At 61.5% G+C, this 24,395-nt stretch carries 26 protein-coding genes; 12 read left to right on the top strand and 14 right to left on the bottom strand.

Going from position 1 to position 24,395, the window contains the following annotated elements; genetic code table 11:
- Positions 1-4: 4 nt before the first annotated feature.
- On the top strand, positions 5-1,843 hold the full coding sequence (locus tag A477_RS0100455; RefSeq protein ID WP_044567999.1) for an IucA/IucC family protein: 1,839 nt from the start codon (positions 5-7) through the stop codon (positions 1,841-1,843).
- On the opposite strand, the gene A477_RS0100460 is transcribed toward A477_RS0100455, so the two are convergent.
- The gene (locus A477_RS0100460; RefSeq protein ID WP_017197079.1) at positions 1,840-3,219 is read right to left on the bottom strand and encodes a BNR-4 repeat-containing protein; all 1,380 of its coding nucleotides are present in this window, start codon (positions 3,217-3,219) and stop codon (positions 1,840-1,842) included. The genes A477_RS0100455 and A477_RS0100460 overlap by 4 nt on opposite strands.
- A 58-nt stretch (positions 3,220-3,277) precedes the next feature.
- On the opposite strand from A477_RS0100460, the gene A477_RS0100465 reads away from it, so the two are divergent.
- Together A477_RS0100465 and A477_RS0100470 are read left to right on the top strand one after the other, a co-directional pair.
- On the top strand, positions 3,278-4,057 hold the full coding sequence (locus A477_RS0100465) for an SDR family NAD(P)-dependent oxidoreductase (protein ID WP_017197080.1): 780 nt from the start codon (positions 3,278-3,280) through the stop codon (positions 4,055-4,057).
- Positions 4,058-4,110: 53 nt separating this feature from the next.
- The gene (locus A477_RS0100470) at positions 4,111-4,542 is read left to right on the top strand and encodes a hypothetical protein (protein WP_017197081.1); all 432 of its coding nucleotides are present in this window, start codon (positions 4,111-4,113) and stop codon (positions 4,540-4,542) included.
- 5 nt (positions 4,543-4,547) lie between these two features.
- Here the strand turns inward: A477_RS0100470 and A477_RS0100475 are convergent, their stop codons facing one another.
- Positions 4,548-5,681, bottom strand: a complete 1,134-nt coding sequence (locus A477_RS0100475; protein ID WP_017197082.1) for an FUSC family protein — start codon at positions 5,679-5,681, stop codon at positions 4,548-4,550.
- A 74-nt stretch (positions 5,682-5,755) separates the two neighbouring features.
- Here A477_RS0100475 and A477_RS0100480 point away from each other — a divergent pair, with 74 nt between their 5' ends.
- Together A477_RS0100480 and A477_RS0100485 are read left to right on the top strand one after the other, a co-directional pair.
- Positions 5,756-6,226 (top strand): SRPBCC family protein, encoded by a 471-nt coding sequence (locus A477_RS0100480; RefSeq protein ID WP_017197083.1) that lies wholly within the window; start codon positions 5,756-5,758, stop codon positions 6,224-6,226.
- Positions 6,223-6,738, top strand: a complete 516-nt coding sequence (locus A477_RS0100485) for a GNAT family N-acetyltransferase (protein ID WP_017197084.1) — start codon at positions 6,223-6,225, stop codon at positions 6,736-6,738. Before A477_RS0100480 ends, A477_RS0100485 begins: the two co-directional genes overlap by 4 nt.
- Before the next feature lie 13 nt (positions 6,739-6,751).
- Here A477_RS0100485 and A477_RS0100490 read toward each other — a convergent pair whose 3' ends face one another.
- Positions 6,752-7,153, bottom strand: a complete 402-nt coding sequence (locus tag A477_RS0100490) for a VOC family protein (RefSeq protein ID WP_017197085.1) — start codon at positions 7,151-7,153, stop codon at positions 6,752-6,754.
- Positions 7,154-7,226: 73 nt separating this feature from the next.
- The gene (locus A477_RS0100495; protein ID WP_017197086.1) at positions 7,227-8,147 is read right to left on the bottom strand and encodes a DMT family transporter; all 921 of its coding nucleotides are present in this window, start codon (positions 8,145-8,147) and stop codon (positions 7,227-7,229) included.
- On the opposite strand from A477_RS0100495, the gene A477_RS0100500 reads away from it, so the two are divergent.
- Positions 8,146-9,561: an aminotransferase-like domain-containing protein gene (locus tag A477_RS0100500; protein ID WP_017197087.1), complete on the top strand. Its 1,416-nt coding sequence runs from the start codon at positions 8,146-8,148 to the stop codon at positions 9,559-9,561. The genes A477_RS0100495 and A477_RS0100500 overlap by 2 nt on opposite strands.
- A 112-nt stretch (positions 9,562-9,673) precedes the next feature.
- Here the strand turns inward: A477_RS0100500 and A477_RS0100505 are convergent, their stop codons facing one another.
- Together A477_RS0100505 and A477_RS0100510 are read right to left on the bottom strand one after the other, a co-directional pair.
- Positions 9,674-11,308 carry an MFS transporter gene (locus A477_RS0100505; protein ID WP_017197088.1) on the bottom strand — a complete coding sequence of 545 codons (1,635 nt, stop codon included), beginning with the start codon at positions 11,306-11,308 and terminating at the stop codon, positions 9,674-9,676.
- Positions 11,309-11,572: 264 nt separating this feature from the next.
- Entirely contained in the window at positions 11,573-12,466 is an 894-nt protein-coding gene (locus tag A477_RS0100510; RefSeq protein WP_017197089.1) for a putative protein N(5)-glutamine methyltransferase, read from the bottom strand.
- A gap of 183 nt (positions 12,467-12,649) precedes the next feature.
- Between A477_RS0100510 and A477_RS0100520 the strand changes: the two genes are divergently transcribed.
- Both A477_RS0100520 and A477_RS0100525 read left to right on the top strand, forming a co-directional pair.
- On the top strand, positions 12,650-12,850 hold the full coding sequence (locus A477_RS0100520; protein ID WP_017197090.1) for a hypothetical protein: 201 nt from the start codon (positions 12,650-12,652) through the stop codon (positions 12,848-12,850).
- Between the two features lie 51 nt (positions 12,851-12,901).
- Positions 12,902-13,162: a hypothetical protein gene (locus A477_RS0100525; protein WP_017197091.1), complete on the top strand. Its 261-nt coding sequence runs from the start codon at positions 12,902-12,904 to the stop codon at positions 13,160-13,162.
- Positions 13,163-13,254: 92 nt separating this feature from the next.
- On the opposite strand, the gene A477_RS0100530 is transcribed toward A477_RS0100525, so the two are convergent.
- Complete coding sequence (locus A477_RS0100530) at positions 13,255-15,804, bottom strand: ATP-dependent DNA ligase (protein ID WP_017197092.1); 2,550 nt, start codon at positions 15,802-15,804, stop codon at positions 13,255-13,257.
- 38 nt (positions 15,805-15,842) lie between these two features.
- Between A477_RS0100530 and ku the strand changes: the two genes are divergently transcribed.
- Positions 15,843-16,709 carry a non-homologous end joining protein Ku gene (ku, locus tag A477_RS0100535; protein ID WP_017197093.1) on the top strand — a complete coding sequence of 289 codons (867 nt, stop codon included), beginning with the start codon at positions 15,843-15,845 and terminating at the stop codon, positions 16,707-16,709.
- Between the two features lie 68 nt (positions 16,710-16,777).
- Here the strand turns inward: ku and A477_RS0100540 are convergent, their stop codons facing one another.
- The 4 genes from A477_RS0100540 to A477_RS0100555 are packed head-to-tail and all read right to left on the bottom strand — an operon-like array spanning position 16,778 to position 21,095.
- On the bottom strand, positions 16,778-17,614 hold the full coding sequence (locus A477_RS0100540) for a carbohydrate ABC transporter permease (RefSeq protein ID WP_017197094.1): 837 nt from the start codon (positions 17,612-17,614) through the stop codon (positions 16,778-16,780).
- A complete protein-coding gene (locus A477_RS0100545; RefSeq protein WP_017197095.1) occupies positions 17,611-18,582 on the bottom strand; it encodes a carbohydrate ABC transporter permease in 972 nt (323 codons plus the stop codon). Before A477_RS0100545 ends, A477_RS0100540 begins: the two co-directional genes overlap by 4 nt.
- Before the next feature lie 6 nt (positions 18,583-18,588).
- Positions 18,589-19,884: an ABC transporter substrate-binding protein gene (locus tag A477_RS0100550; RefSeq protein ID WP_026005252.1), complete on the bottom strand. Its 1,296-nt coding sequence runs from the start codon at positions 19,882-19,884 to the stop codon at positions 18,589-18,591.
- Between the two features lie 56 nt (positions 19,885-19,940).
- Positions 19,941-21,095, bottom strand: a complete 1,155-nt coding sequence (locus A477_RS0100555) for an aminotransferase class V-fold PLP-dependent enzyme (protein ID WP_017197097.1) — start codon at positions 21,093-21,095, stop codon at positions 19,941-19,943.
- Between the two features lie 309 nt (positions 21,096-21,404).
- On the opposite strand from A477_RS0100555, the gene A477_RS0100560 reads away from it, so the two are divergent.
- Positions 21,405-22,097 carry a FadR/GntR family transcriptional regulator gene (locus A477_RS0100560; RefSeq protein WP_026005254.1) on the top strand — a complete coding sequence of 231 codons (693 nt, stop codon included), beginning with the start codon at positions 21,405-21,407 and terminating at the stop codon, positions 22,095-22,097.
- A gap of 3 nt (positions 22,098-22,100) precedes the next feature.
- Here the strand turns inward: A477_RS0100560 and A477_RS0100565 are convergent, their stop codons facing one another.
- Together A477_RS0100565 and A477_RS21845 are read right to left on the bottom strand one after the other, a co-directional pair.
- Complete coding sequence (locus A477_RS0100565) at positions 22,101-22,367, bottom strand: DUF7218 family protein (RefSeq protein WP_017197099.1); 267 nt, start codon at positions 22,365-22,367, stop codon at positions 22,101-22,103.
- Between the two features lie 74 nt (positions 22,368-22,441).
- The gene (locus A477_RS21845) at positions 22,442-22,972 is read right to left on the bottom strand and encodes a DUF6328 family protein (protein WP_044568000.1); all 531 of its coding nucleotides are present in this window, start codon (positions 22,970-22,972) and stop codon (positions 22,442-22,444) included.
- 118 nt (positions 22,973-23,090) lie between these two features.
- On the opposite strand from A477_RS21845, the gene A477_RS0100575 reads away from it, so the two are divergent.
- Entirely contained in the window at positions 23,091-23,315 is a 225-nt protein-coding gene (locus tag A477_RS0100575) for a hypothetical protein (protein WP_017197101.1), read from the top strand.
- Positions 23,316-23,424: 109 nt separating this feature from the next.
- On the opposite strand, the gene A477_RS23410 is transcribed toward A477_RS0100575, so the two are convergent.
- Positions 23,425-23,595, bottom strand: coding sequence for a hypothetical protein (locus tag A477_RS23410; protein WP_017197102.1), 171 nt, complete (start codon positions 23,593-23,595; stop codon positions 23,425-23,427).
- Positions 23,596-23,904: 309 nt separating this feature from the next.
- Here A477_RS23410 and A477_RS0100585 point away from each other — a divergent pair, with 309 nt between their 5' ends.
- Positions 23,905-24,384, top strand: coding sequence for a Dps family protein (locus A477_RS0100585; protein WP_017197103.1), 480 nt, complete (start codon positions 23,905-23,907; stop codon positions 24,382-24,384).
- Positions 24,385-24,395: the final 11 nt, after the last annotated feature.

The raw sequence follows: 24,395 nt of genomic DNA on the forward strand, positions 1-24,395 counted from the left end.
CACCATCGAAGAGACCGTAACCACTGTCAATGATCTCGCCGCGCCCGTTTGCCACCTGACCCCGGAGCGCTGGGCCATCGCCAATCGGCATCTGGTCCGCAAGGCGATCGCTGAGTTCTCGCACGAGCGCATCCTGGTGCCGGAATTGATCCGCGAGGAGGATGACAGCGTGGGACTCTTCAAGGTAGTGAGCGATGACGCTGCCACGGAATACCGCTTCCGCGCCAGGCTGCTGCAATTGGAACACTGGTCCGTATCCGCGGAATCCATCGTTCGGTTGCGAGACGGCGAAGAGCTACCTGTGGACGCCTTGGACTTCATTGCCGAGTTCCATGAGGCACTGGCTATCCGCCAGGAAATGCTGCCTGTGTACCTCGAGGAAATCAGCAGCACGCTCGCCAGTCACGCCTACAAGCAGGGCAAGCCGTTCAACTCTGCCCAGTTGGCTGCGGGCATCACCGGCGGCGCAGACCGTGCCGCTGATTTTCAAGCCATTGAGCACAGCATGACCGAGGGCCACCCGTGCTTCGTGGCCAACAACGGCCGGCTTGGATTCGGGATTGCCGACTACCATGCGTTTGCGCCGGAAACCGGCGCCACCGTGAAGCTGCAGTGGATCGCTGTGCACCGCAGCAAGGCAGTGTTCACCTCCAGCGCAGGGCTGGATTACCGGACACACTTCGAGGCCGAACTTGGGCCCTCGACTCTTGCGTGGTTCACCTCGGAATTGTCAGCATCCGGTCTGGATCCGGCGGACTACCTCCTCATGCCGGTCCATCCGTGGCAGTGGGACAACAAGCTCACGGTGACCTTCGCGGCAGAAATCGCCCAACGCCACATCGTTAACCTTGGAACCGGGGAAGATTCGTACCAAGCGCAGCAGTCCATCCGTACGTTCTTCAACACGGACAACCCCGAAAAGGCCTACGTCAAGACGGCCATGTCCGTGCTGAACATGGGTTTCATGCGTGGCCTGTCCCCGCAGTACATGAAAGCAACGCCGGCCATCAACGACTGGTTGCAGGAATTGATCGACAATGACCAGGAGCTCCAGAGCCGGGGCCTGGCCATGATCCGTGAAACCGCGGCCATTGGCTACCACAACCACTACTACGAGGCTGCTTCGGCCAAGGGATCCCCTTACCGGAAGATGCTCTCGGCCCTGTGGAGGGAAAGTCCGTTGCCGTTGCTCAAGGACGGGCAGCAGCTGGCCACCATGGCATCTTTGCTGCACGTGGACTCCTCCGGGGAATCGGTGGTGTCCGCGCTGATTCAGCGGTCCGGTTTGGCACCCACCGAGTGGCTCCGCCGCTACTTCGAGGCCTATCTCGTACCGTTGGTCCACTGCCTGTACGAGTACGAGCTTGCCTTCATGCCGCACGGCGAGAATGTCATCCTGATCCTTGAGGACGGCGTGCCGGTCCGCGCGATCATGAAGGACATCGCTGAGGAAATCGTGGTCATGGGGGACCGGCTGGAACTTCCTGAGGAAGTCTCCCGCGTCAAGGCCGAGATCCCTGCCGAAGAAATGGTCCTGGCCATCTTTACCGATGTGTTCGACTGCATTTTCCGCTTCCTGAGCTCAATCCTTATGGAGGACGGCACGCTGCGCGAGGACGAGTTCTGGGGAACTGCGGCTGCAGTGCTGCGGGAGTACCAGCAGCGCCATCCGGAGTTGGCGGACCAGTTCGCGATGCATGACCTGTTCGCACCTGAATTTGAGCTCTCCTGCCTCAACCGCCTGCAGCTACGGAACAACCAGCAAATGCTCGACATCTCGGATCCCTCCGGTGGGCTCCAAATGGCGGGCCGCTTGGCGAACCCCTTGGCCAAGTTCGCCTAAGTTCCTGCGGTGAGGGGTTGGCTTTCGGCACTTTCGAGCGTTGAAAGGGGCGAAAGCCAACCCCTCGGCGCGTCAACAAGCGCCACAATCTCAGTTTCATACGCCTGCGAGGACGCCATCGATCCCCGGAACCAGCACACTGCGTGGACGGACGGGTCGCCTGGGACCACCATGGGCCGGAGGTTGTCCACGGTGGATCCCTCTGTGACGGCTTCCCACGTCCAACTCGCGCCGGCATCGGATGTCACTCCGCGGTAGATCTCGTAGTGTTCTGTAGCTTTGCCCGTCCTCGGATCCACAGGTGCAGAGATATAGACCCGGTCCAGATCATTCGGGTCCACAGCACCCAGCCCGGTGTAGTCCTGCTCGTGCGGCAGCAAACCGGGACCGGCGACGGCGAGGGGATGCAGCTTCCAGCGCACCCCGTCAAAGCGGGCGTACAGCAGGCGGTGATCGTCGACGTCGAGCATTTGCTCCCGCTGCAGCGGACCGTTCACGTCGTTGGCCCGGCACGTGACGATCGCCGCGAGATCCGTGCCCCGCCGGCGAAGGTCAGTAGTCCAACCATGGGTGAGGACATCGCCGTCGAGCGTTGATCCTGCCTCGAAAACGGTGGTCAGGGCCGCCTGGTTGATCCCGGCTGAGCCGATGACGGGCTTGCTGACCACCTTGCCCTCGGCGTCGTGGAGCGCATCGCCCTGGATGTAGCCGTGGTAGATGCTGTTGTTGAAGTCGCGGGGGTGGTGGTCCGTGGTGATGAGGTCGATCCGGTCCGTGCCGTTGCTGACATATCGGGTGTAACCGTTGACGTAGCCGATTTTGGGGCGGGTGAAGAGCTTGCCGCCGTAGCTCCAGGTGCTGCCGTCGTCCTCGGAAATCATCAGTGTGGGGTCGTCGTTGATGGCGCGGACAAAATTGTAGACCCGGCCTTTGGCGCTTAAGGCGTGGAGGTTGGAGTAGGTGGCACCGCGGCCGTCGGCGAGTTCCGTCCAGTCGAACTGCTGCTCGGGCTCCCATTCGGAAGCGTCGTGCGCCTTGGTGGACACGCGCCAGCGGGAATAGTTGTCCGTCTTGTGCTTGGCATACATAGCCACGTAACGACCGTCGGGCCGGATGAAGAGAGCCGGGGCGTTGTGGTCATCGGCCTCCAACCTTTCATGGAGTACGTGGACGCGGCTTTGGCCCGTAGCAAGGTTCACCACGGCAACTTCGATGTTGCCGCCACGCTCCGCACCACCCTGTCCTTCCGGGGCAGCAACCGAGCCCACCAGCAACGTGTTAGCGGCGGAGTCGATCAGTGCGCGCTCGTCCTGGAACCAGCACCACGCCCCGTTGTTGTTGAGGACAAGTGGCTCTTGCAGGAAAGAGTTGACCATGGGAATCCTTTGCGGCTTTGCATCGTTTCAATTCCAGTGTGGGTACTAGTCTAGGCGCATGACGACTCGAGCCAATGAACTCACCGCCCTGGTTACCGGGGCCACCGCCGGGCTCGGTGCGGAATTCGCCCGCCAACTCGCCGAAGCCGGACACCACCTGGTCCTGGTAGCCCGCGACGAACAGCGCCTGAAAGAAACGGCCGAAGAGCTTGAACGCGACTTCAGTATCTCCGCGGAGGTTCTTTCCGCGGACCTGACCACCGACGTCGGCGTTTCAGCCGTCGCAGACCGTTTGCGGGACGCCGCACGGCCCGTGGATGTCCTGGTTAACAACGCCGGCATCGGGTTGCTGAAATCGTTCGAAAGGAATGAGCTGGACGAGGAACGCCGCCACTTGAGGCTCCATGTCCAGACACCCATGGAGCTGTGTCACGCGGCGCTGGAAGTCATGCTGGCCCGGGGGAAGGGGCGGATCATCAACGTTGCCAGCGTGGCAGCGTTCGCCAATAGGGGCACCTACTCCGCAGCCAAAGCCTGGCAAGTGACGTTCAGCCGGTGGGCCAACATCACTTACGCAAAGTCCGGCGTGCAGGTCACCGCGGTGTGCCCCGGGTTCACCCACACCGAATTCCACGATCGCATGGGCATGGACAAATCCGTTGCTCCCCGATTCTTGTGGCTCACCGCCGAGCGTGTGGTGCGCGAGGGGCTGGAGGACAACGCCCAGGGCAAGGGTGTCTCCATACCGACGCGGCGGTACAAACTGGTCAGTTTCTTTGCACGTATCCTGCCGGCAAAGCTGACTTCCGGCCCACCCCGGCGGCCGCTCGAACCGTGAATCTGAGGTCCGGGTTACCATGACAGTTCATTCGAGCCTGAGGGGGCAGAGCTGTGAAGAACAAATCCTTGGCATTCATTGTGGCCATGGTTGTAAGCGGACTACTACTGAGCGGCTGCACCGGTACCAACTACACGGGCTTCAAGGCGTTGGAGCGGGAGGCGACCGAGGCCGACACTCCGCCGAAGGACCTAAACCTCGAGCAATTCGAACTGGAAAAGGTGCTGTTGGTCGCCGAAACGAACGGGAAGAAGTACTACCTGGGGCAGGGTAAGCAAGGCCATCCGTCATGTTTGATCGTGGAAGCTGCGGAACCATACTTCTCGCACAGCGGCTGCACCGACTCCATCCAGGGCGAGATGCTGAGAATCAGTGGCCCGGACCAGAAATCCGCTGTCCTGGTAGCCGACCGCTATGACACCAAGGAGCTTGAGTCGAGCGGCTTGACGAAGATCCACCCGAACATCCTCGTGGTTGCGAACTGAAATAGTTACGAACTGACCCGGCTCCGCGGTGCCCGCACCAGCACAGCCACCGCGATCCCAACCACGGCTCCCACAAAGGTCTCGATGGCACGCTCCATGACGAGCACACCCGGATCCATGGGGGCGGCCAACTGTGCGATCAGCAGGACCACCGGCGTGAAGAACACCATGGCCCACCCGTAATGCCGTGCCATGAACAGCTCTGTGGGGAACTGGCACAGAACCACCAGCACAGCGAGTACCACCGCGGTTTGACCGGGGAAGTACTGCAGCGGCGATAGCGGACCGGGGAAAAGCACGACGGCGACTATCCCCAACCCGAGGAACGTCCCCACGATGCGGTGGATACCCCGGTGGACGCGACTTGGGAGGTCGGCGCCCGCGAGGGGCACGGCCGCGGCAGCCATGGCCCAGTGGGGATGGCCGCTACCGCTGAGCACTCCGATGGCCCCAGCTGTACCGACAGCGAGGCAATAGCGTGCAGCGTGGACTAGAGCAGCCCGGACCAGGGCAGCCTGACGCTGCGGGCCGCGAAACACAGGAACGTCGCGGCCAGCACCGGCGACCCACGTGCGCCGCCTGAACCAGCCGCTGAATCCGACCATCAGCGAAAAGGCGGCGGACCCGGCGCCGATGAGTACCGCCGTCGTGAATGCCACGTGGGTGGGCACGGATGCACAGGCGCCCAACGCGAGGATGCCGAAGAACGGGCCGATCGGTTTGAGGCGCACGGAGTCGGCATACAGCGACCCGAACCCGGCAAACAGGGTGGCCACCAGCACCAACCACCAGGAGTGGATGTGGTTCACGGAAAGGAACACGCCGATGGTCAGCCCGCCCACCAGGAACAGGGCAGCCTGGACTTGGTGTTTGAGCCGCAGCTGATGCGTTTCGTTGCGCCCGTACATCCCGGTCAGCGCACCGAAAACGGCGTACATCATGAGGTCCGGACGGCCAATGACAAGGAGGAACAGTCCGGGAACTGCGACGCTCAGGGCCACCCGCACTGCCGAGAGGCGATCGTTGTTGGCAGGGCCCAGCCGGTGGAGTTCGCGGGCGTGGACCATCAATCCGGGCACAGGGGAACACCACCAATCAGTTAAGGCTTGTCTTTGAAAATTAGCAGTGTCGCCGTCCAAGCCGCCATAAGCCCGGTCACAACCCGTAGTGGGCTTCGGCGCGCGTACGGGAAAAGTTCTGGGAAGATCGAGGTATGCCCGTCGCTTTCGTCTGCCGCACCCGCTCCAACATGCCCCCGCAGGAACTGTTCGATCTTTCCCGGAACATCGATGCCCACGTTGGGTCCATGACGCAGAGCCGCGAGAAGGCAATCGACGGCGTCACCACAGGCCTGATTTCGGAAGGTGAGACTGTCACTTGGCAGGCCTGGCACCTCGGAGTCCGGTTCCGCATGACCAGCCGCATCACGGGGATGGAAGCACCGTCGTCGTTCTCCGATGAACAGGTGAAGGGCCCTTTCAAGTACCTCCGCCACACGCACGAGTTCCGGCCGGACGGCACCGGGACCCTCATGGTGGATACCGTGGAATTCGCTGCACCATTTGGTCCGCTGGGCAGGCTGGTGGAAAAGCTGATTCTGGCCCGATACCTGCAGAACCTGATTGAGAAGCGCAACGCGTTCCTGGTTGCCCAAACCCCGCAAGCCCAGGACCCGCGGCAATGATCAGGCTCGCGCATGCGGACGACCTGCTGATTCTGCAGGACATCGAGCGTGCCGCGGGCCAGGCTTTCCGGGCCTTGGGAATGGACTCCATCGCCGACGACGAGCCCCTTTCCATCGATGAGCTGAACAGTTATGCCACGGCCGGGCGTGCTTGGGTTTCCGTCGACGGGCTTGACTACCCGGTGGCGTACCTGTTGGCGGACATCGTTGACGGCAACGGTCACGTGGAGCAGGTCAGCGTCCACCCGGATCAAGCACGCCAAGGTTTGGGCCGGGAGCTGCTGCATGCCGCACGCGTATGGACGCGAGGACATGGAATGCAGCGGCAAACCCTAAGCACCTTCCGTGACGTGCCTTGGAACGCCCCGTACTATCGTCGCCTCGGCTTCGACGTGCTCGACGCCGGCAGCTGGGGTCCGGAGCTGAGCCGCCTCATGAAGCACGAGGCTGAGTTGGGCCTGACCCGCTGGCCCCGCGTAGCCATGTGGCGCCCGGCAGTCCCGCCCAAATAACTCAGGCAGTCGGTTAGCCTGCCACCAACTCAACCTCGTAACTGTCCGTGTTGAGCAGGTATGCCGCGTAATGGTCCGGGCCGCCGGCGTGCGGGTACTTCGACTCGAACATTTCGTACCAACCGGCATCTGCCCCGAGTGCCCGAATCCTGTCCACGTTTTCCCGGGTACCAGCGTGGAAGGCTATGTGGTTGACCCCTGGATCAGTGCGTCGGTGGGTTGTGGCGGTGGTTGCATCTGTCTGCTCGACCACCACGTAAGTGCCATTAAGCTTCCAACTGCACCCCGTGGGCCACTCCTGGTATGGCTCATAACCCAGCTCACCCAACAGCCAGCCCCACTCTTCCCTTGCGCGGTCAAGGAACGGCACCCAGATCTCAAGATGGTGGATCGACCCCACCGGAACCTCACGCATGCGCCGATTCTACGAGGTCTGTGCCCGTTCCACATCGGCTGCGCTCGCCGAGTCGCCACGGGCGCACGGGTTCCTACTTCCTGAGCCTGACGCGAACAGCGGCGCCGGCGCACAGGATCACCGCAAGGCCGCCTACCACGGTGGTCCATGTCATCGACTCGCCCAATAAGAGTCCGGCCCAGGCGATGCTCATGACCGGTTGGACGAGCTGGATCTGGCTGACCTGGGCCATGGGTCCGATGGCCAGGCCCCTGTACCAAGCAAAGAAGCCGAGGAACATGCTCACCACCCCCAGATACGCGAAGGACAACCACTGGACGGGAGTGGCAGAAGGTACGCCAGAGCCCAGCGATACCACCGTCAGCAGGATCATCACGGGCGCAGCCACCACCAAAGCCCAGGAAATGGTCTGCCATGCGCCGAGTTCCCGGGCGAGCAACCCACCCTCCGCATAGCCGATAGCGGCAGCCACCACTGCGCCCAGCAGCAGAAGATCCGCCCAGTGCAGCGCACCAAATCCACCGGACTGAACCAAAGCGAATACCACGGCCGCGATCACGCCCACCACGGTCAGTACCCAGAACATTGGACGAGGATGTTCCCGTCCCCTGATCACCGCTGCAGTCGCTGTGGCTGCGGGCAGTAGCGCGATGACCACGGCTCCGTGACTGGCGGAGGTACTAGTCAGCGCGAACGTTGTCAGTAGCGGGAATCCGACTACGATCCCCCCGGCAACTACAGCCAGCCGCAACCATTGGATGCCCTGCGGAAACCGCTGCCGAGTCAGTGTCAAGGCAAGCGCTGCGAGGGTGGCGGCAACAACTGCCCGGCCAGCGCCGATAAACAGGGGAGACATTCCCTCCACAGCCACTCGTGTCAGCGGAACAGTGAAGGAGAAAGCGACGACGCCAAGGAGGCCCCACCAGACACCTGTTGATGTCCGCGTGGATACCACTGGCCGTAAAAGTGTAGTAGCGCTACTATTAGGACTCATGAACAACGATAGCAGTTCTCGGATCGTCTCGCGATTAAAAGAATGGATCGCAGGGGCTGCGCCGGGAGGCAAGCTGCCATCAACCCGCCAACTCGTTGCTGAGTACCAAGCGAGCCCCGTCACGGTTCAGAAGGCCCTCAGAACACTCACGGCACAAGGCCTGATTGAGAGCCGGCCCGGCGTTGGAACTTTCGTCCGGGCTTACCGTACGGCCAGGCCCTCCGACTACGGCTGGCAAACAGCAGCCTTGCGGGCAGCCCAAACCGCGCGGCCACTGAACTCTGCCGCTATGCGGAGCGCTACCAATGACGTGATCGCATTCCATTCCGGATACCCGGACCGCGAACTCCTTCCCGAAAGACTCGTCCGCGCCGCCCTCACACGGGCCGCAAGGGGAGACGCTGCCCTGTCCCGGCCGCCGGCGCAAGGACTTCCCGAACTCCAGACCTGGTTCGCGCAGGAACTCAGTACCTCAACGCCGGTGGGCGTCACGCCGCCCCAGCCGAGCGACGTCGTCGTTCTTCCCGGAAGCCAGAGTGGACTCAGCTCGATTTTTCGCGGTCTGGTGGGGCACGGCCAACCGCTGTTGGTGGAGTCGCCCAGCTACTGGGGTGCGCTGTTGGCGGCGGGCCAGGCGGGCGTCAATGTCATTCCTGTCCCCAGCGGCCCGGACGGCCCCGACCCTGAAGAACTGGATCGGGCCTTCGAGGAATCAGGGGCGCGGTTGTTCTACGCGCAGCCCAATTTTGCCAACCCCACGGGAGCGCAGTGGTCGGCAGAACGTGGGGAAGAGGTGCTCCGGATAGTCCAGCGGCACGGAGCTTTCCTTGTGGAGGACGACTGGGCGCACGACTTCGGTATTACCGCGCAGTCGGTTCCGCTCGCGGCCAAGGACGATTCCGGGCATGTGGTCTACATTCGCTCGCTGACCAAGAGCGTCTCGCCGTCCATCCGTATCGCAGCCGTCATCGCGCGGGGCCCGGCACGCGAACGCATCATGGGGGCGCAGGCCGCTGAGTCGATGTACGTCAGCGGCCTGCTTCAGGCGGCAGCACTCGACGTCGTCACGCAGCCGGGATGGCACACGCACCTGCGCGGCCTCAGCCATCAACTGCAGTCGCGGCGAGATCTGCTGGTCCCCAGCCTCCGCGAGCATGTTCCGCAGGCACATCTCAGCCACCTTCCCAAAGGCGGCTTGAACTTGTGGTTGCGGATGCCGGACGGGTTCGACGTCGATCAGCTCACCAAAGACTGCGAGGCTGCCGGGGTGCTGATTGCCGCGGGCACGGAGTGGTTCCCCGCAGAACCGGAAGGACCGTACATCCGGCTCAACTACGCCGGCCCGAATCCGGGCGGTTTCCCGGAGGGTGCGCGGATCATTGGTGCGGCGGTGCAGGCCCAGTTGGGGCTTTAACAGCCGCAGCCACCAACCTCAAGGAGAGCGCCTTGGGGCTGGTGGCTACGGTGGGCGGCTAGCTGCCGCGAACTATCTGAATTTCGTTGCAGAAGTTGCAGGCAAAGAGTTCCTAAGCGGGGGTCAGGTCCTTGTTGCCTTTACCGAACACGGCATCATCAATGGGCTGGCCGTCAAACGGCATTTCGTCCAGGTTGATGAGCGGGTTGGTGTCCTGCGTTGCTACGAGCTCACGTGCTTCAGCCTGGGTGTCCACGCTGGGCATGGAGCCCGGCAGGGGGCGCTGGGCGGATTCACGCAGGAAGTAGATGGCGATTGCGCCCACAACGGACGTGGCCATCAGGTAGTACGCCGGCATCATGTCGTCGCCCGTGCCTTCGATCAGGCCCTGGACGATGAACGGCGTGGTTCCGCCGAAGATCGCAACCGAGAAGTTGTAAGCGATGCCCATTCCGCCATATCGGCTGGACGTCGGGAACAGGGCGGGCAGGGCCGAAGCCAGGTTGGCGATGTAGAACGTCACCGGGAAGGCGATCAGTGCGAGGCCGGCCAGTGTGGACCAGATGTCGCCAATGCCGATCAGCATGAAGGCGGGAATGGCGAAGACGATGGTGCTGCCTGCGCCGATCCACAGCACGGGACGGCGACCGATGCGGTCGGAGAGCTTACCGGTCAGTGGAATACAAACAGCCATGATCACCAGGACCGGGATGGTCAGCAGCGTGCCGTGGACGGGGTCGTAACCCTTGGAATCCGTGAGGTACGTGGGCATGTACGACGTCAGGGCGTAACCAACCGTGTTGGCGGCGGCCGCGAGGATCATGGCCAGCACGATCTGGCGCCAGTAAGCCTTGATGATGCCAATGGGTCCCTTGGCGACGGCAGCATCCTGAGATGCCGCGTCCTTGGCAGAGGCTTCCTGGGCGTCCAGGGTTGCCTGGAACTGGGGTGATTCCTCGATCTTGCTACGGAAGTACACGGCAATAAGACCCAGGGGACCGGCGATCAGGAACGGGATCCTCCAACCCCATTCCTCCATGGCTGCCTGTCCGAGCGTGAGCTGCAGGACCGAAACCAGGGCTGCACCGAGGGCGAAGCCAATGTAGCTGCCCATATCAAGGAAGCTGGCAAAGTAGCCGCGGCGCTTGTCCGGGGCGTACTCGCTAACGAAGGTTGTGGCACCGGCGTACTCGCCACCGGTGGAGAAGCCCTGGACGAGCTTCAGGATCACCAGCAACGCGGCGGCCCAGATGCCGATCTGCGCGTAGCCGGGAAGGAGGCCGACGGCGAACGTACTTGCCGCCATGAGCATCAGTGTTGCTGCGAGGACCTTCTGACGGCCCACCTTGTCGCCAAGCCAACCAAACACGATGCCACCGAGGGGACGCGCGATGAAGGTTGCGGCGAAGGTGCCCAGAAGGAAGAGTGTTTGGACCGACGGGTCTGCTTCGGGCAGGAAGACAGGGCCCATGGTGGTGATGAGGTAGCCGAACACGCCGACGTCGTACCATTCCATGGTGTTGCCGACGATTGTGCCGCCGAGTGCTTTGCGCAGCATCGGCTTGTTCACCACGTTGACGTCGGATTCTTTCAGCCGGCGCTTCGGGCGAAGCTTCGTTTTCTTCGTTGCGTTCTTTGCTGCATTTGCTGCGTTCGTGGCGGCCGGGGTTGGGCCTACCAATACCTGGGTCCCGGAGGCGTTCCTTGCGCCATCCGGAGAGACGGTGTTGCTTTGGTCTGTGGGCATTTGGGGTTCTCCTAGGGAGGTCATTTGCTTGCGACTTCTGCTGCCCCGCTCTGGGCAGGGTTTCAATTTTACGCGTTTTGGGCCGAAAACCCGAGTTGAGATCCGATTTTTGGGCCTTATGAGGGTGCGAATTGCCTAGCTGTGTTGCATCTCATTACCCGCTCTTGCCCTGCAATCATGCGGATCCGGGGCTCGTTTTTGCCCTCGGGAGCACGTTGTTATCAAATTGTTTAGCAGAGCCCACTTAACAGAGCGGATTCGGGCCTAAAAGCTGATGGTTTGAAGGGCTTGCCCGTGTGCCGCGAGCACCACGGTTGCGTCCAACTTTTCGTTCGAGACCACCTTCGCGAGCAACCCCGCCTCCCCCATGAGTTGGGCGGTGCGCGGCCCCTGCTGGCTGGAGGTTTCCATCACCAGGGACCCGCCCGGCGCCAGCCACTGAGCCGCGCCCAGCGCTACGCGACGCTGGACATCCAAACCGTCGGCACCGCCGTCGAGCGCTACCCTCGGCTCATGGAGCCGCGCCTCCTGCGGCATCATCGCGATGGACTTCGTAGGAACATAGGGCGCGTTCGCGAGCAGCACGTCTACTTTACCGAGGAGTTCCCGGGGGAGTGCCGCGTAGAGATCACCGTGATAGACGCGGCCGCCACGAGGCTCAACGTTGCGGCGCGCGCATTGAACCGCAGCGGGGTCAACGTCTGCCGCGTGCAGCTCGCAGCTCCCCAGAAGATCGTTGAGTGCTGCACCTATCGCCCCGGAACCGCAGCAAAGGTCGACGACGACGGCTCCGGGTTTGGCGATCATCGCCGCCACTCGCACCACGAACTCCGTGCGACGCCGCGGCACGAATACGCCGGGTTCCACGGAAATTCGCGTCCCACAGAAATCCGCCCACCCCACAACGTGTTCCAAGGGCAGTCCGCGAAGGCGTTGGTCCACCATGCGGTTGAGCTGGTCCGGATGGTGGGCGGCATCAATGAGCAGCTGGGCTTCGTCCTCCGCGAAAACGCAGCCGGCGGCACGCAGGGTTGAGGCGATGGATGCTCTCCGGGTCACGTTTGCCATGCTAGCCGAGGACGATTTCCGGTGGAGCGCGAAGAACCTGCAGGTGAAGGGTTCACAAATCCGCCGGGACTTGGTTAGGGTATGAGGCATGGGAACACTGATTTTTGAGTAGACCGGCCTCTGCCTAAGCGGCACAGCCGAGTTTCACCTGACAAAAATCCACGCCTGTTGAGGCCCTGCCTCCATGCCGTTCCCGTTCTCGACGCCTTTTTCCCGAACCGCAACGACATGGGATACGTGTCTCTTCAGGACTCAGACTTAAGGAGTCCACGAATGACTGCCAACCCTTCCGAAAACAAGAAGACCCTGGCTTCCGGCGGCATCAAGTCCAAGCTGACCGACGCCCAAAAGGCCATGTTGGCCAGCAAATCCGGGGGCGGTGCACCGGCCGGCTGGCAGAGCACCGGCAAGGGGCATAAGCCAACCTCCGCCAGCGGCAAGCAGGCCAAGACCGAGAAGAAGGTCCGCTGGTAAAACCTGCGGACAGGCACACTGGAAATACCGGCACACTGGAAAGGAAGAACCATGACTGCGAATCACGATTCCGAACGCATCAATCCTGAGGTTGCAAGCCACTTGGTGGAGTCCATGGACATGGCACCGATGCCCGAGCCGACCACCATCGCCGTTGCACTGGGCGGTGACCAGAGCAGGCAGTGGCCTGACGGTAACGGTAAACGTCGCCACCCGAAAGAGCGCGACCAAGCCCACGGCCGTATGGGCCAAGGCGCAGCTGTGACGGCGATCCACAGAACCAGCCGCCCGCAGATGCCGCACTCCTCCTAACGTCAACTCCCTACGAACCAGCCCAGCTTCGGGACAAACCAGCCCTTACTGCACCGTCAGGACGGGCCTCTGGTTTCCAAGGTTGGGCTGGTTCATGAGCCGGCCAGCGTTACCTCGCCAGCGGACTTGTCCGGACGCCACCCACGCCACACCGGGTGCCGTAGCCGGCCGGGGCCTGTCCATTCACCGAAAGTCACCTCGGCCACCAGGTCAGGGCTCACCCACATTGCACCCGCGGCATCCTCCCGGGGAATGTCGGCGAAGGGGGAGTCACTCACCACCCGGGGCTCCAGTTTCTCCATGACGTCCCGGAGCTGCCAGTCCTTGAAGCCAGTGCCCACCCGGCCCACGTAGTGCAGCTTGTCGCCGTCGGGGATACCCAGCAACAACGCTCCGAAGGTCCCGGCCCGGGCCCCGGCTCCGGGACGCCAACCGCCTACCACAACTTCCTGGCTTTGCTCCAGCTTCAGCTTGATCCAAGACCTGCTGCGGCGACCAATCACGTAGCGGCTGTCGGCCTTCTTGGCCATGACACCTTCCAAGCCCAGCTCGGCGGCGCTGGTCATGAGGTCCTCTACATCGTGGTCCAACATTGCCGAAAGATGCAGCGGGCAATCTTTGCGCAGGCGCCCCGCAAACCCGGAAAGCCCCTCGCGCCGCTCTCGGAAGGGTAGCCCGCTCAAGTCCGTGCCGCCGTCGTAAAGAAGGTCGAACAGCATCAGCTGCACCGGAACCGTTGTACGGGCACGTTCGATGTCCGCAGCCTTGACCAGGTTCATCCGGAGCTGCAGCCGCCCGAAATCAGGCCGGGAACCCTTGCCCAGCGCCACAATTTCGCCGTCAGCCACGAAGTCGCCGTCGGGCCAGCATGCACGGTCCGTCAGTTCGGGGTAGGCCGCGGTGAGATCGTTTCCGTTGCGGCTCATGAGTCGGATCTTGCCCTCGGTGCCGGTGATGATCGCCCGGATTCCGTCCCACTTCAGTTCATACAGCCAATCACCGCCGCGGAGATCGGCTGTGGTCCCGGAGGTGGCGAGCATGGGGGTGTAGTTCGGTATGGGTTGGGGAGCGGCATGCTTGGTTACAGGTGGCCGTGCCTCGGATTTCGCCGAGCTGGCGGAGGAAGCCCGCCGTCCCCCCGGCTGCTCCTTCATGAGATGGATGAGCCAGTTCTGACCCGTATTGATGAGCGCGAACCGTTTGGTTCCACCGAGGCCGCCGCCAGGCTCGCCCGTAAGGGTCGCAATCACTTCCTTGCCATCGCGCCACTTCTCGCAGGTGTACTCGCCGCGGTCCCAAATGGTCATGGTCCCGGCCCCGTACTCACCCTTGGGGATCACGCCCGCGAAGTTGGCGTATTCCATGGGGTGGTCCTCGGTGTGGACGGCAAGGTTGTTGCGGTCGGGGGTTTCCGGGATGCCTCGCGGCAGCGCCCATGACGCCAGGACGCCGTCGCGCTCCAAACGGAGGTCCAAGTGGTAGCGGCGGGCGTGGTGCTCTTGGATGACGAAGATGCCTCCGGGAGGTGGAGCATCGCCGGGTTTGGGTTGATCGGAAGAGGAGCCTCCGGAGTGCGGGGTGGCAGAACCAACCGACGACGACGGAAACGGCTCCGGGGTCTTGCCCGGATCGCGCATCCCGACGTACTTGGCGAGACGGTTCTCGACCGTCACCACACGCTCACGGGCACCGGAGTCACCCGAAGCAGCGCCGTCGTCGTCATTCTCATCCTCACCGTGAGGCGGCAGGTGCCGGTCGGAGATGGACGCAAAGTGGTCCTTCCCGGTAGCAACGCGCTTCATCACGGCCAAGTAGTCGAGGTGGTCCAGCGAAGGGGAGGAGAGTTCCCGCCACGTACGCGGCGCGGCAACGGTAGGTAAAGCACGGCCTCGCAGCGAATAGGGGACGATGGTGGTCTTGTTCCCGCTGTTCTGGCTCCAGTCCACCAGCACTTTGCCGTGGCGGAGGGACTTCTTCATGTCGCTGACCACCAGCTCCGGATGATCCGATTCCAAGGCGCGGGCGAGCTCTTTGGCGAAGGCGGAAACTTGCTCGGACTTGAGGGTCCCGTCGAGGCCGGTGTAGAGGTGAATGCCCTTGCTGCCGCTGGTGACAGGGACAGGATCCATGCCCATGTCCTGAAGGATGGAGCGGGCCAGCTTGGCCACCTCAACGCACTCGGGCAGTCCAGCGCCAGGGCCTGGATCGAGGTCCAGGACGAAGCGGTCGGGGCGGAGTGGCTTTCCTGAGGGGTCCACTTGCCACTGGGGAACGTGGATTTCCAAGGAAGCGATCTGGGCCATCCACGTGAGCGTCGCCAGGTTGTTGACCATGGGATAAACGTTGGTGTGGTCCGAATGTTGGATGGCTGCGCGGGGAATCCACTTGGGGGCGGAGTCCTCGAGATTTTTCTGGAAGAATACTTGCCCGGGATGTTCGGCGGTCCCCACCCCGTTGACCCAACGCTTGCGGGTAACGGGACGATTGGCAGCGGCCGGGATCAGGAAAGGCGCAACGGCGGCGTAGTACTCCAGCACTTCTGCCTTGGTGGTGCCGGTTTCCGGGTAAATGATTTTCCCCAAGTTGGTGAGCGTGAGTTCGTGGCCTTCCACGTTCACCCGCTCCTGTTGCTTGCCTGCCACCTCTTCTCCTCTGCTGTGTTGTGCTGTTGACTGGGTGCATGAGGGCCATATGGAAGGGATCTATCGCGTTCGGTCTGGTCAACGTACCAGTGAAGCTCTACAGTGCCACGGAGGATCACGATATTGGCCTGCACCAAGTCCACAATAAGGACGGCGGGCGCATTCGGTACCAGCGGAAATGCGAAATTTGCGGCGACGTGGTGGCGTACGAGGATATCGATAAGGCCTACGAAGAAGAAGGCCGCACAGTGGTCCTGACGTCGGCCGAATTGAAGTCGTTGCCGGAAGAGAACAGCCGCGAAATTGAGGTGGTGGAGTTCATCCCCGCCGAGCAGCTGGACCCCATCATGTACGAACGCAGTTATTTCCTGGAGCCGGACTCCAAATCGCCCAAGGCGTACATGCTTCTCCGGCAGACACTGGAGGACACGGACAGGATCGCGATCGTCCAATACGCGTTGCGGCAGAAGACCCGCTTGGGTGCGCTGCGGGTACGTGGGGACGTGCTGTTGTTGCAGGCACTCTTGTGGGGTGATGAGGTCCGGGAGGCCAAGTTCCCGTCGTTGGAGACCGACATTAAGATCTCCGACAAGGAACTGGAAATGTCCTCCGCCTTGGTGGAATCCATGGCACACGACTTTGACCCCGACGAATACACCGACGACTACCAAGCGCAGCTCCGAACGCTGATTGAGGCGAAACTGGAAAAGGGCGAGGCCTTGGACACCGAGGCTACATTCGGCGCCACGGAAGGCGAAGGCGAGGGCGGGGACGTCATCGACCTCATGGAAGCCCTCAAGCGCAGCCTGGACAAGAAACGCGGCAAGGAAAAAGCGGACGACGACGCCGCTGCCGCCAGCAAAACTGCCAGCAAACCAAAGGTGCGGGCAAAGAAAAAGGCGTGAACCGGCGTCGGGCGTTAACGGAAAGCAGCGCCAGAAACCTGGCGCTGCTTTCCTGTTGTGTGCTTGGTTCAGCCTTTGACTGAGCCCGCCGTAAGTCCCTGGACGATGAACTTGCTGGCAAAGGCGAAGATCACCAGTGTGGGAACAACTGTCAAAACTGCGGCAGCGGACATGGAGCCCCAATCGATGTTGAAGCTGGAGATAAAGCCGGCCAACGCCGTCGGGATGGTCTTGTTGCTGTCGCTGTTCATGAGTGTCACGGACAGGAACAACTCGTTCCAGCAGTTCACGAAGTTGAACACGAAACTCGCCGCTATGCCCGGCAGCATCACCGGAACGATCACCCTGAAAAGCGCACTCAGCCTCGAACAGCCATCAATCATGGCGGCTTCTTCCAAGGCGTCGGGGACGTTCTCGAAGAAGCCACGGAGCATGATGGTGCAGAACGGGATGCAGATGGCGATGTAAATGAGGATCAGGCCGGTCTTGGAATCAACCAAGCCGAAGTCCGTCATCATCAGATACAGCGGGCCCAAGGCAATGAACCCGGGAATCATCTGCGTGATGAGGAACGCACCAAGCACAGCCCCGCGTCCGGAGAACTGGAACCTTGCCAGGACATACGCGGAGAGCAGCGAGATGAGTGTGGCCACCGAGGACGCCACCAGCGCCACCACCAGGCTGTTGAGCATGTACTGGCCGAAGTCCGACTTCGTGAACAGCCCAATGTAGTTGTCCAAGGACAACTGCTTTGGCCAGTAATCCAAGGGCAGCGAATAGATGGCCCCCGGTTCCTTCAGGGAGGTCACCACGATCCAGTACAGCGGAAAAACTGTGACGATCAGGCAGAGGCCCAAAAAGACGATCTTTGAAACCCGGCCAATAAGCGTGGGACTGTTGATCATCGGTCTGCCTTTCGAAAGCGGACAGCCATGAGGTAGAAGGCTGCAAAGAGCATGAGGGTGACCATCACGATCAATCCAAGGGCGGACGCCTTGCCGTAGTCGCCTTCCTGGGTAATTTTGATCATGTACGTGGTAATGATGTGGGTTTGGTCCGCCGGCCCGCCGCCGGTCATGGCGAAAATGATGTCCGGGAAATTGAAGATCCAGATCACCCGCAACAGGATGGTTAGCGCCAGTGTCGTGGAGATGCTTGGCAGCGTGATGCTGAAGAATGTCCGTACCTTGCCCGCGCCATCCAAGGCGGCGGCCTCATACATTTCATCGGACACCGATTGCAGCGCCGCGAGGATCATGATGGCGAAGAAGGTCACGCCGTACCAGATATTGGCAATGATGATCGCTGTCATCGCGAAGCCGGGATCGGACAGCCACGGAATAGGTGAGCTGATGAGCCCCGCCTTCATCAGGAGGTCATTGACCACCCCGAATTCCGCATTGAACATCCAGCGGAACAGCATGCCGATGAGGAACCCGGACACAGCCCACGGGAAGAAGATCATGGCCTGGTACGCTCCGCGCATCCGGAACCGCCGCTTCAGGAACAGTGCCACCGCGAAGCCGATGACAACCTGCGGAACCAGCGAGCCAACGACCCACACCACGGTATTGCGGACGATCGTGCCGAATTCGGGAGCATCGAACAGGCTCCTGAAGTTCCCAAAGCCAACCCAGGACGTATCGGAAAGGTCATTCAGGTTCCAGTTCCGGAACGCCATTTGGCTGCCGGCAGTCATGGGGTAGTACGTGAAGATCCCCACGAAAACCGCAGCCGGCGCCAGGAAAGCCAGCAAGGTCAACGCGGTCCGGCCGTTGAACCGTCGCTTGGACGAGCTGCCCCTGCCGGGTTCCGACAGCGCGGCTTTCCGCCCCGAAGGGGGCGGTGCGGCCTGCTTGACGTCGAGAGTCACCGGAAGCTATCCCTTCATCTTTTCGGTCCAGTAGCTGTCCCAACTGGACAGCAGGTCAGCCGTGGACATCTGCCCCGTAAGGACGCGCTGAAGTTCGCCGTCGGCTTTCTTGATCCACTCCGTCCACCAAGAGACACTGCGCGGCTGGATCGCGGAGACGTACGTGTCAGGGTTTTCAGTCATCTTCACGTAGGCCGCCCACGGGCCGGTGCTGTAGAAAGTGTCCTGGGCGGCAGACTTCTGGGTGGGAACCAGGCTGTTGTCCTTGCTGAAGGTTGTGGCAGCGTCTCCTTGCGCCAAGTACTTGATGAGCTTGACTGCCTCGGGCTTGGACTTGGAAGACTCCGCGATACCCCAGCCGGCGGAAGCTACGGGCTGGATCGCCTTGCCGCCCGGTCCCACCAGCAAGGGCGCAACGTTCCATTGGTCCTGCTTGATGGCCTGTGACTCCTTGACGGTGGCGATGACCTCAGGATCCTGCAGCAGGAAGGCCGTGGAACCGTTGCTGAAGCCCTGCACCATTTCCGGATAACCCCACGCCACCGACGACGGAGGGGATCCCTTCTTGAAAAGGTCGATGTAGAGGTCCATGGCTTGTTGGGCCTTGGGGGAAGAGAAGATCGTCTTGCCGCTGGTCAGCTTGAAGGCGTTCTCCCGGTCGATCTCGTCAGCCACGTAGGCCTCGATGATGGCGACGGCGTTGGAGTTTGCGTTGGTACCGCCGCGGAATGCATAGCCGAACTTGTTCTCGGCGGGTTTGTTAAGTGCTTCGGCCTGCTTCGCCATGTCCTCCCAACTGCTCGGCGGACCGTCGAAACCGGCCTCCTTGACCAGATCCGAACGGTAGAACAGGGAAAGCCCGTAGAAGCCGTACGGGATGTAATAGGTCTTGCCATTCTGCTTGGAATAGGTGACGGCGTTCTCCGTCAGGTTGTTCCAGCCGTCCCAGCCGTCCAGATCCTTGGTCATGTCATACAGCCAGTTGTTGGCACCGAAGGATCCCACTGTGATGTCCCGGGCTTCCACAACATCAATGCCCTTGCCGGATTGGAGCATCTGCTGGATCTTCTGGTCGGCCTGATCAGTGGGCGGTGAAATCAGCTCCACCTTGATGTCCGGGTTTGCCTGCTCAAAGCCGGAGAGGAGCTTCTTCAGGGTTTCCGTGCGGGTGGGATTGGTGAGGCTTTCCACCATCTTCAGGGTGACCTTGCCGTCGCTGGCCGCTTGGCCTCCTCCACACCCCGCGAGTGCAAGAACAGCCGCCAGGCCTGCTGCCGCAGATGCCATAATTCTGGATTTCACGTGGGTCCTCCGTTGACTAGTTTGAGTGATTGCACCGCTTGGGGTGCGGGTGGGGTCTAGAGGGATCGGGCGAGCCGGACGAGTTCCGGAACAGCTCTTTCCGCGAAGATTTCGTAATCCGCGGGGGAGTTATAGAGATGGGCTGAAAGCCGCAGATAGCCCTCCCCGTTGAACGTGGTGATGGCTGTTTCGATGTCCAGTTGATCCGAGATATAGCCGCGGACTGTGTGGGAATCTTCGTGGGTTGTGGCGAGGCCCTCCGGCAGGCGGACCAGGCGCAGGGGCCCAACCTCCATGCCAACGTCCACTGCCGGGTTCCGGCCGGTCGCAGCAGCAAACGCTTCGCCGATCAGTGATTGGCCGTAATCGCAGAGTTCCTCGGCATAGCTGCGGAAAGCCGCCCAGCCATAACGGTCTTCTATGGTGTCGAATGCAGTTCGCGCCGCCATCCACGAGGTAACGTCCTGCGTGCCGACGTGGTCGAAGTTCTCCGGGAAACGGTAAGGAAAGCCCCACGAATCAATCAGTGGTTCCAACCCCTGAGCCTGTGGTCCCCGCGCCACCAACGCTGCGGTTCCCCTGGGCGCGCAGGCAAATTTGTGGAGATTGCCAACCCAGAACCCTTCAAAGTCCGGAACAGGGAACTCCAACACACCGGGTGCATGTGCTGCGTCCACCAGCACGGGCACGCCCACGAGGGAAGCCGCGCGGGCGATCTCCTGCACAGGAAAGGCGCGGGCAGTTGCCGAGGTGATCTGGTCAACCACAATGAGGGCCGTTCTGGGAGTTACTTGGGCCATGACCCGTGCGCAGACCTCATCCGCATCCGCCGCGAGCGGGATTTCCGCGATCCGGACCTGTCCGCCGACCCGCCGGGCCACCCGCTCCGCGCCCTGCAACACAGCACCGTAGGCGTGATTGGTGGTCACAATCTCGTCGCCGGGTGCGAAGAGCAGCGAGTTGTACACGGCACTAACACCCGCGCTGGCGTTGGTGACAAGGGCCAGGTGTTGGGGGTCGACGTTGAGGAATTCTGCGATCTCCTTTCTCGCCGTGGCTACCAGCTCGAATTGGCCCATGAACCAAGGGCAGGGGTTCCGGTCCATGAGCTCTTTGAGCTTCCGTTGCTGCGCTTGGGCTGCCCGGGGAACGGACCCGTATGAACCGTGGTTGAGGTGGACCTTGGACGGTGTAAGGCTCCAGTCAGCCATTGCGGGTTGGCCCTCTGGGGTCAACATCGGGCGGGGGGCTGTCAGAGGTGCTGGAAACACGGCGTCCTTCGTCGGCGGGATGAGTCAACGCTCTGTAAGTTACATCACAGGTCATGGCGACACAACGGACAATTCCAAATAGTCATAAGATGACTTGAGCGCCAAGGAGGGCTTTTTGCCGCATAATCCCCATAAATTTGGGATAAAGGTACGATCTCTTGATTCAAGAGGCATGACAATGGATCACTTCAACCGTACTGAACGCCCAGTGCGGTAGCGTGATACGGACATCTGAAGGAGGCGACGTACTTGGGTGCTGTCGAGACGGCTATGCAGGGCCTGAGGAACAAGATTGCCTCTGGTGAACTCGCGGCGGGGCAAAAGTGCCCACCCGAGGCCGAGCTCTCCGCTCAGCTCGGAGTGTCGAGGAGCTCCCTGAGGGAGGCGGTGCGAGCCATGTCTGCCCTGGGCGTCATGGAATCACGGCACGGTTCGGGAACCTATGTATCCTCGCTTGAGCCGACAGTCATCCTCCAGAATTTTGCCCTCCTGGTGGATTTGCTCCCGCTCGACGGACTGCTGGAACTCTTTGAGATCCGCCGGCTCATGGAATCCCATGCTGCCGCTGCGGCTGCAGCCAACGCCACGCCGGAGGTCCTTGCGAAGCTGACGGCGCTCGTGGAGAGCATGGAGGCTACAACAGACCCTACCGAATACTCCGAACTGGATTCACAGTTCCATGAGGAGATCTGCCGTGCGAGTGGCAACTCGACCCTTGCGGCGCTTGTTGGTCTTTTCCGTTCCCGGGGTGGGCATTTCCGCATCTTCGAGGGTGAAGAAGGAGTTGAAGTGCGCGAGGGCAGCACAGTGGGTCATGGCGCGATCGTGGACGCGATCGCCCGTAAGGATCCAACGCTGGCGGCCACCGCGGCAGCCTCGCATGTTGCCCAGACTGAGGCCTGGTTGAAGAAACTGCGGCCGGCCCCCCGGCTTCAGGATTGATAACTAATGATTTCGCAACATTGAGATGAGCTCGGATTTTTTCTTATCCGAGTAGCCTTTGAGGCCAAGCTCTTTAGCGCGCGACTTTAATTTGTCCACAGTCCAGTCATCGTAATCACCGGACTTTCCGCCCTTGCGTCCTACTTCTTTGCGGCCCTTGGCCGCGGCAGCGTTCGAGACGCGGGCAGCCTTCTCCTTGGATGCTCCATCCTCGCGGAGCTCTTCATAAAGTTTGGGGTCCTTCAAGCTGGAGTTTTTCTTTCCCGGCATGATGCCTTCCTTTCTTGGAATTAATTAGTCGCCGGCATCGTGGGTGTTCTGGTGCTTGGCGGGATTCAGCACGCTCACACCTCTCTTGCATCTCCGCCGTTGCCGTTGCCGTTGCCGTTCCGGACGGCGCGGCGGTGCAGCCATAGCGGTGTGCCCACCACGAGGAGCAATAGAACAAGAATGATGAAGCCCCCAGCCACCAAACCAGCGGTTCGCCCTGCTGTGAAGTCAAATACCAAGGTGGCGGAGCCCACGATCAGGAGTGCAACGCCACCCAATGCCCACTTGGTGACGACGTCGGCGCTGGAAACAAGGGTTGCTTTGAGGCCCCGCCGAAAGAGTCGTCGGTGGACGCTGACCGGGAGCACGATGAGGACGGTGGTCACCGCCGCCACCATCACATTGAAGAGGTAGAGACTCCGTTGCCAGTCGTCCAGGAGTTCGAAGCGTTCCTGGAAGGGAAGCGTGAGCAGGAAGCCGCCCAGAATTTGGACGCCGGTCTGGAGGACACGTAGCTCCTGGATCAGTTCCATCCAGTTCCTGTCCATCCGTTCCTCGGTGGACTCGTTCCTGCCGGTCCTGGGAGCCTGCTCCGGCTCTACCATCTGTGCACCTCCATTGTGGTTTTGGTGGACGACGACCATGCGCGGGGCTACGGTCGAACTGTCAGCTATTCCTCGATCATTTCTATCGGGGCCTCATAGGATTTCCAAGGAGGAAGCAATGAGCCAGGACGAACACCGCGTGGACCCGGAGAGTGAACCCGGCGGCTACGGCACCCCTACCCCGGAACAGGAAATGCCGGGTCAGGGCGATGAACGCGAGACGCCGGAGAGGCCGGCCCAGAGAGTACCCGACACCCTTGGTGACGAGTTCCCGACACCCCAGGACCCTGATGCGGCCCCACCACCTTCGACGACCGGTAAAAGCGCGGACGGCGACGGTTGATGCCGGAGGGCTGTTCCCGACGCACTTGCAGTGGTGGGAACAGCCCTCGCGGTCTGTAAGTGGCTGAGGCCTGCGTTTTAGGTTCGTGTGGGGCGTGTCCGGTGCTGGTCTAAACCGTGTGTCCCCTGCGACCCGACATGAAGCTCAGCAACCAGCCGATGGCCGCAATGACGAGGAGGATGACGCCTACCCACAGCAACCAGCTCAGGGCTTCGGTGAAGCCGCCTACCAAGAGAAGAACAATTGCTACTACACCAGCAATGATCAGAAGCGTATTCATGGTCAGCACATTCCTTTCTGGGGGAATCTTTGATGGATCGCCGATTCCCAACTATGCATTCCGATTTACTTCGATTGAGTTATGCCGGTACTTGGAGGCGTTCCACGGCCTCAAAGTGCCTTTTCAGTTATCACGGCGCGTCCTTCGTTGAGGAGCGAAGTTCGCCAGTCGTGAACAGTAACACTCCTCATTGTACTACTAAGCATCCTTATGAAAGGCTTATTGAAGTCGTCACCTGATGATTGGGCAGTTGCCGCAGACATTTTGCGGCGCGTTTTTGGCTCACATGAACGTCCATGAGAGGAACACATGAAAGCGTCACAGCAGCTTGCAGATAACCTTCAAATTGTCCTGACCGACCTCATCGAGCTGCAGCTCCAGGGGAAGCAGGCACACTGGAACATTGTGGGGCCGAACTTCCGGGATCTCCACCTCCAGCTGGACGAGTTGGTCCTCGCCACCCGCCAGTTCGCTGACGACACCGCTGAGCGTATGCGTGCGCTCCACGCCCTGCCGGACGGGCGCAGCGCGACCATCGCCAAGGGCACGCGCTTGGAGGAATTCCCGGCCGGCCTGGTGAACACCAAGAACGCCGTCAAGTTGGTCACTGAGCGCGTGGAGCGTGCGGTCCAGACCATGCGCGATGTTCATGACGAAGTTGACGAGGAAGACCCCACGACGGCGGACCTGCTTCACGCGTTCATCTCCCGCCTTGAGCAGCTGGTGTGGATGATCAACGCGGAAATCATGAATGCCGGTGCTGCCGTGACGGATCCGGACGAGGCCTAGGACTTCCGGAC

The organism is Arthrobacter sp. M2012083 (genome assembly GCF_000281065.1).
Taxonomy (GTDB): Bacteria; Actinomycetota; Actinomycetes; order Actinomycetales; family Micrococcaceae; genus Arthrobacter.

Coding starts and splice junctions, on each gene's coding strand:
- A477_RS0100460 (WP_017197079.1), bottom strand. CDS start 3,219: ATGGTCAACTCTTTCCTGCAAGAGCCACTTGTCCTCAACAACAACGGG.
- A477_RS0100465 (WP_017197080.1), top strand. CDS start 3,278: ATGACGACTCGAGCCAATGAACTCACCGCCCTGGTTACCGGGGCCACC.
- A477_RS0100480 (WP_017197083.1), top strand. CDS start 5,756: ATGCCCGTCGCTTTCGTCTGCCGCACCCGCTCCAACATGCCCCCGCAG.
- A477_RS0100485 (WP_017197084.1), top strand. CDS start 6,223: ATGATCAGGCTCGCGCATGCGGACGACCTGCTGATTCTGCAGGACATC.
- A477_RS0100490 (WP_017197085.1), bottom strand. CDS start 7,153: ATGCGTGAGGTTCCGGTGGGGTCGATCCACCATCTTGAGATCTGGGTG.
- A477_RS0100500 (WP_017197087.1), top strand. CDS start 8,146: ATGAACAACGATAGCAGTTCTCGGATCGTCTCGCGATTAAAAGAATGG.
- A477_RS0100495 (WP_017197086.1), bottom strand. CDS start 8,147: ATGAGTCCTAATAGTAGCGCTACTACACTTTTACGGCCAGTGGTATCC.
- A477_RS0100505 (WP_017197088.1), bottom strand. CDS start 11,308: ATGCCCACAGACCAAAGCAACACCGTCTCTCCGGATGGCGCAAGGAAC.
- A477_RS0100510 (WP_017197089.1), bottom strand. CDS start 12,466: ATGCCTCATACCCTAACCAAGTCCCGGCGGATTTGTGAACCCTTCACC.
- A477_RS0100520 (WP_017197090.1), top strand. CDS start 12,650: ATGACTGCCAACCCTTCCGAAAACAAGAAGACCCTGGCTTCCGGCGGC.
- A477_RS0100525 (WP_017197091.1), top strand. CDS start 12,902: ATGACTGCGAATCACGATTCCGAACGCATCAATCCTGAGGTTGCAAGC.
- ku (WP_017197093.1), top strand. CDS start 15,843: ATGAGGGCCATATGGAAGGGATCTATCGCGTTCGGTCTGGTCAACGTA.
- A477_RS0100540 (WP_017197094.1), bottom strand. CDS start 17,614: ATGATCAACAGTCCCACGCTTATTGGCCGGGTTTCAAAGATCGTCTTT.
- A477_RS0100555 (WP_017197097.1), bottom strand. CDS start 21,095: ATGGCTGACTGGAGCCTTACACCGTCCAAGGTCCACCTCAACCACGGT.
- A477_RS0100565 (WP_017197099.1), bottom strand. CDS start 22,367: ATGCCGGGAAAGAAAAACTCCAGCTTGAAGGACCCCAAACTTTATGAA.
- A477_RS21845 (WP_044568000.1), bottom strand. CDS start 22,972: ATGGTAGAGCCGGAGCAGGCTCCCAGGACCGGCAGGAACGAGTCCACC.
- A477_RS0100575 (WP_017197101.1), top strand. CDS start 23,091: ATGAGCCAGGACGAACACCGCGTGGACCCGGAGAGTGAACCCGGCGGC.
- A477_RS23410 (WP_017197102.1), bottom strand. CDS start 23,595: ATGAATACGCTTCTGATCATTGCTGGTGTAGTAGCAATTGTTCTTCTC.
- A477_RS0100585 (WP_017197103.1), top strand. CDS start 23,905: ATGAAAGCGTCACAGCAGCTTGCAGATAACCTTCAAATTGTCCTGACC.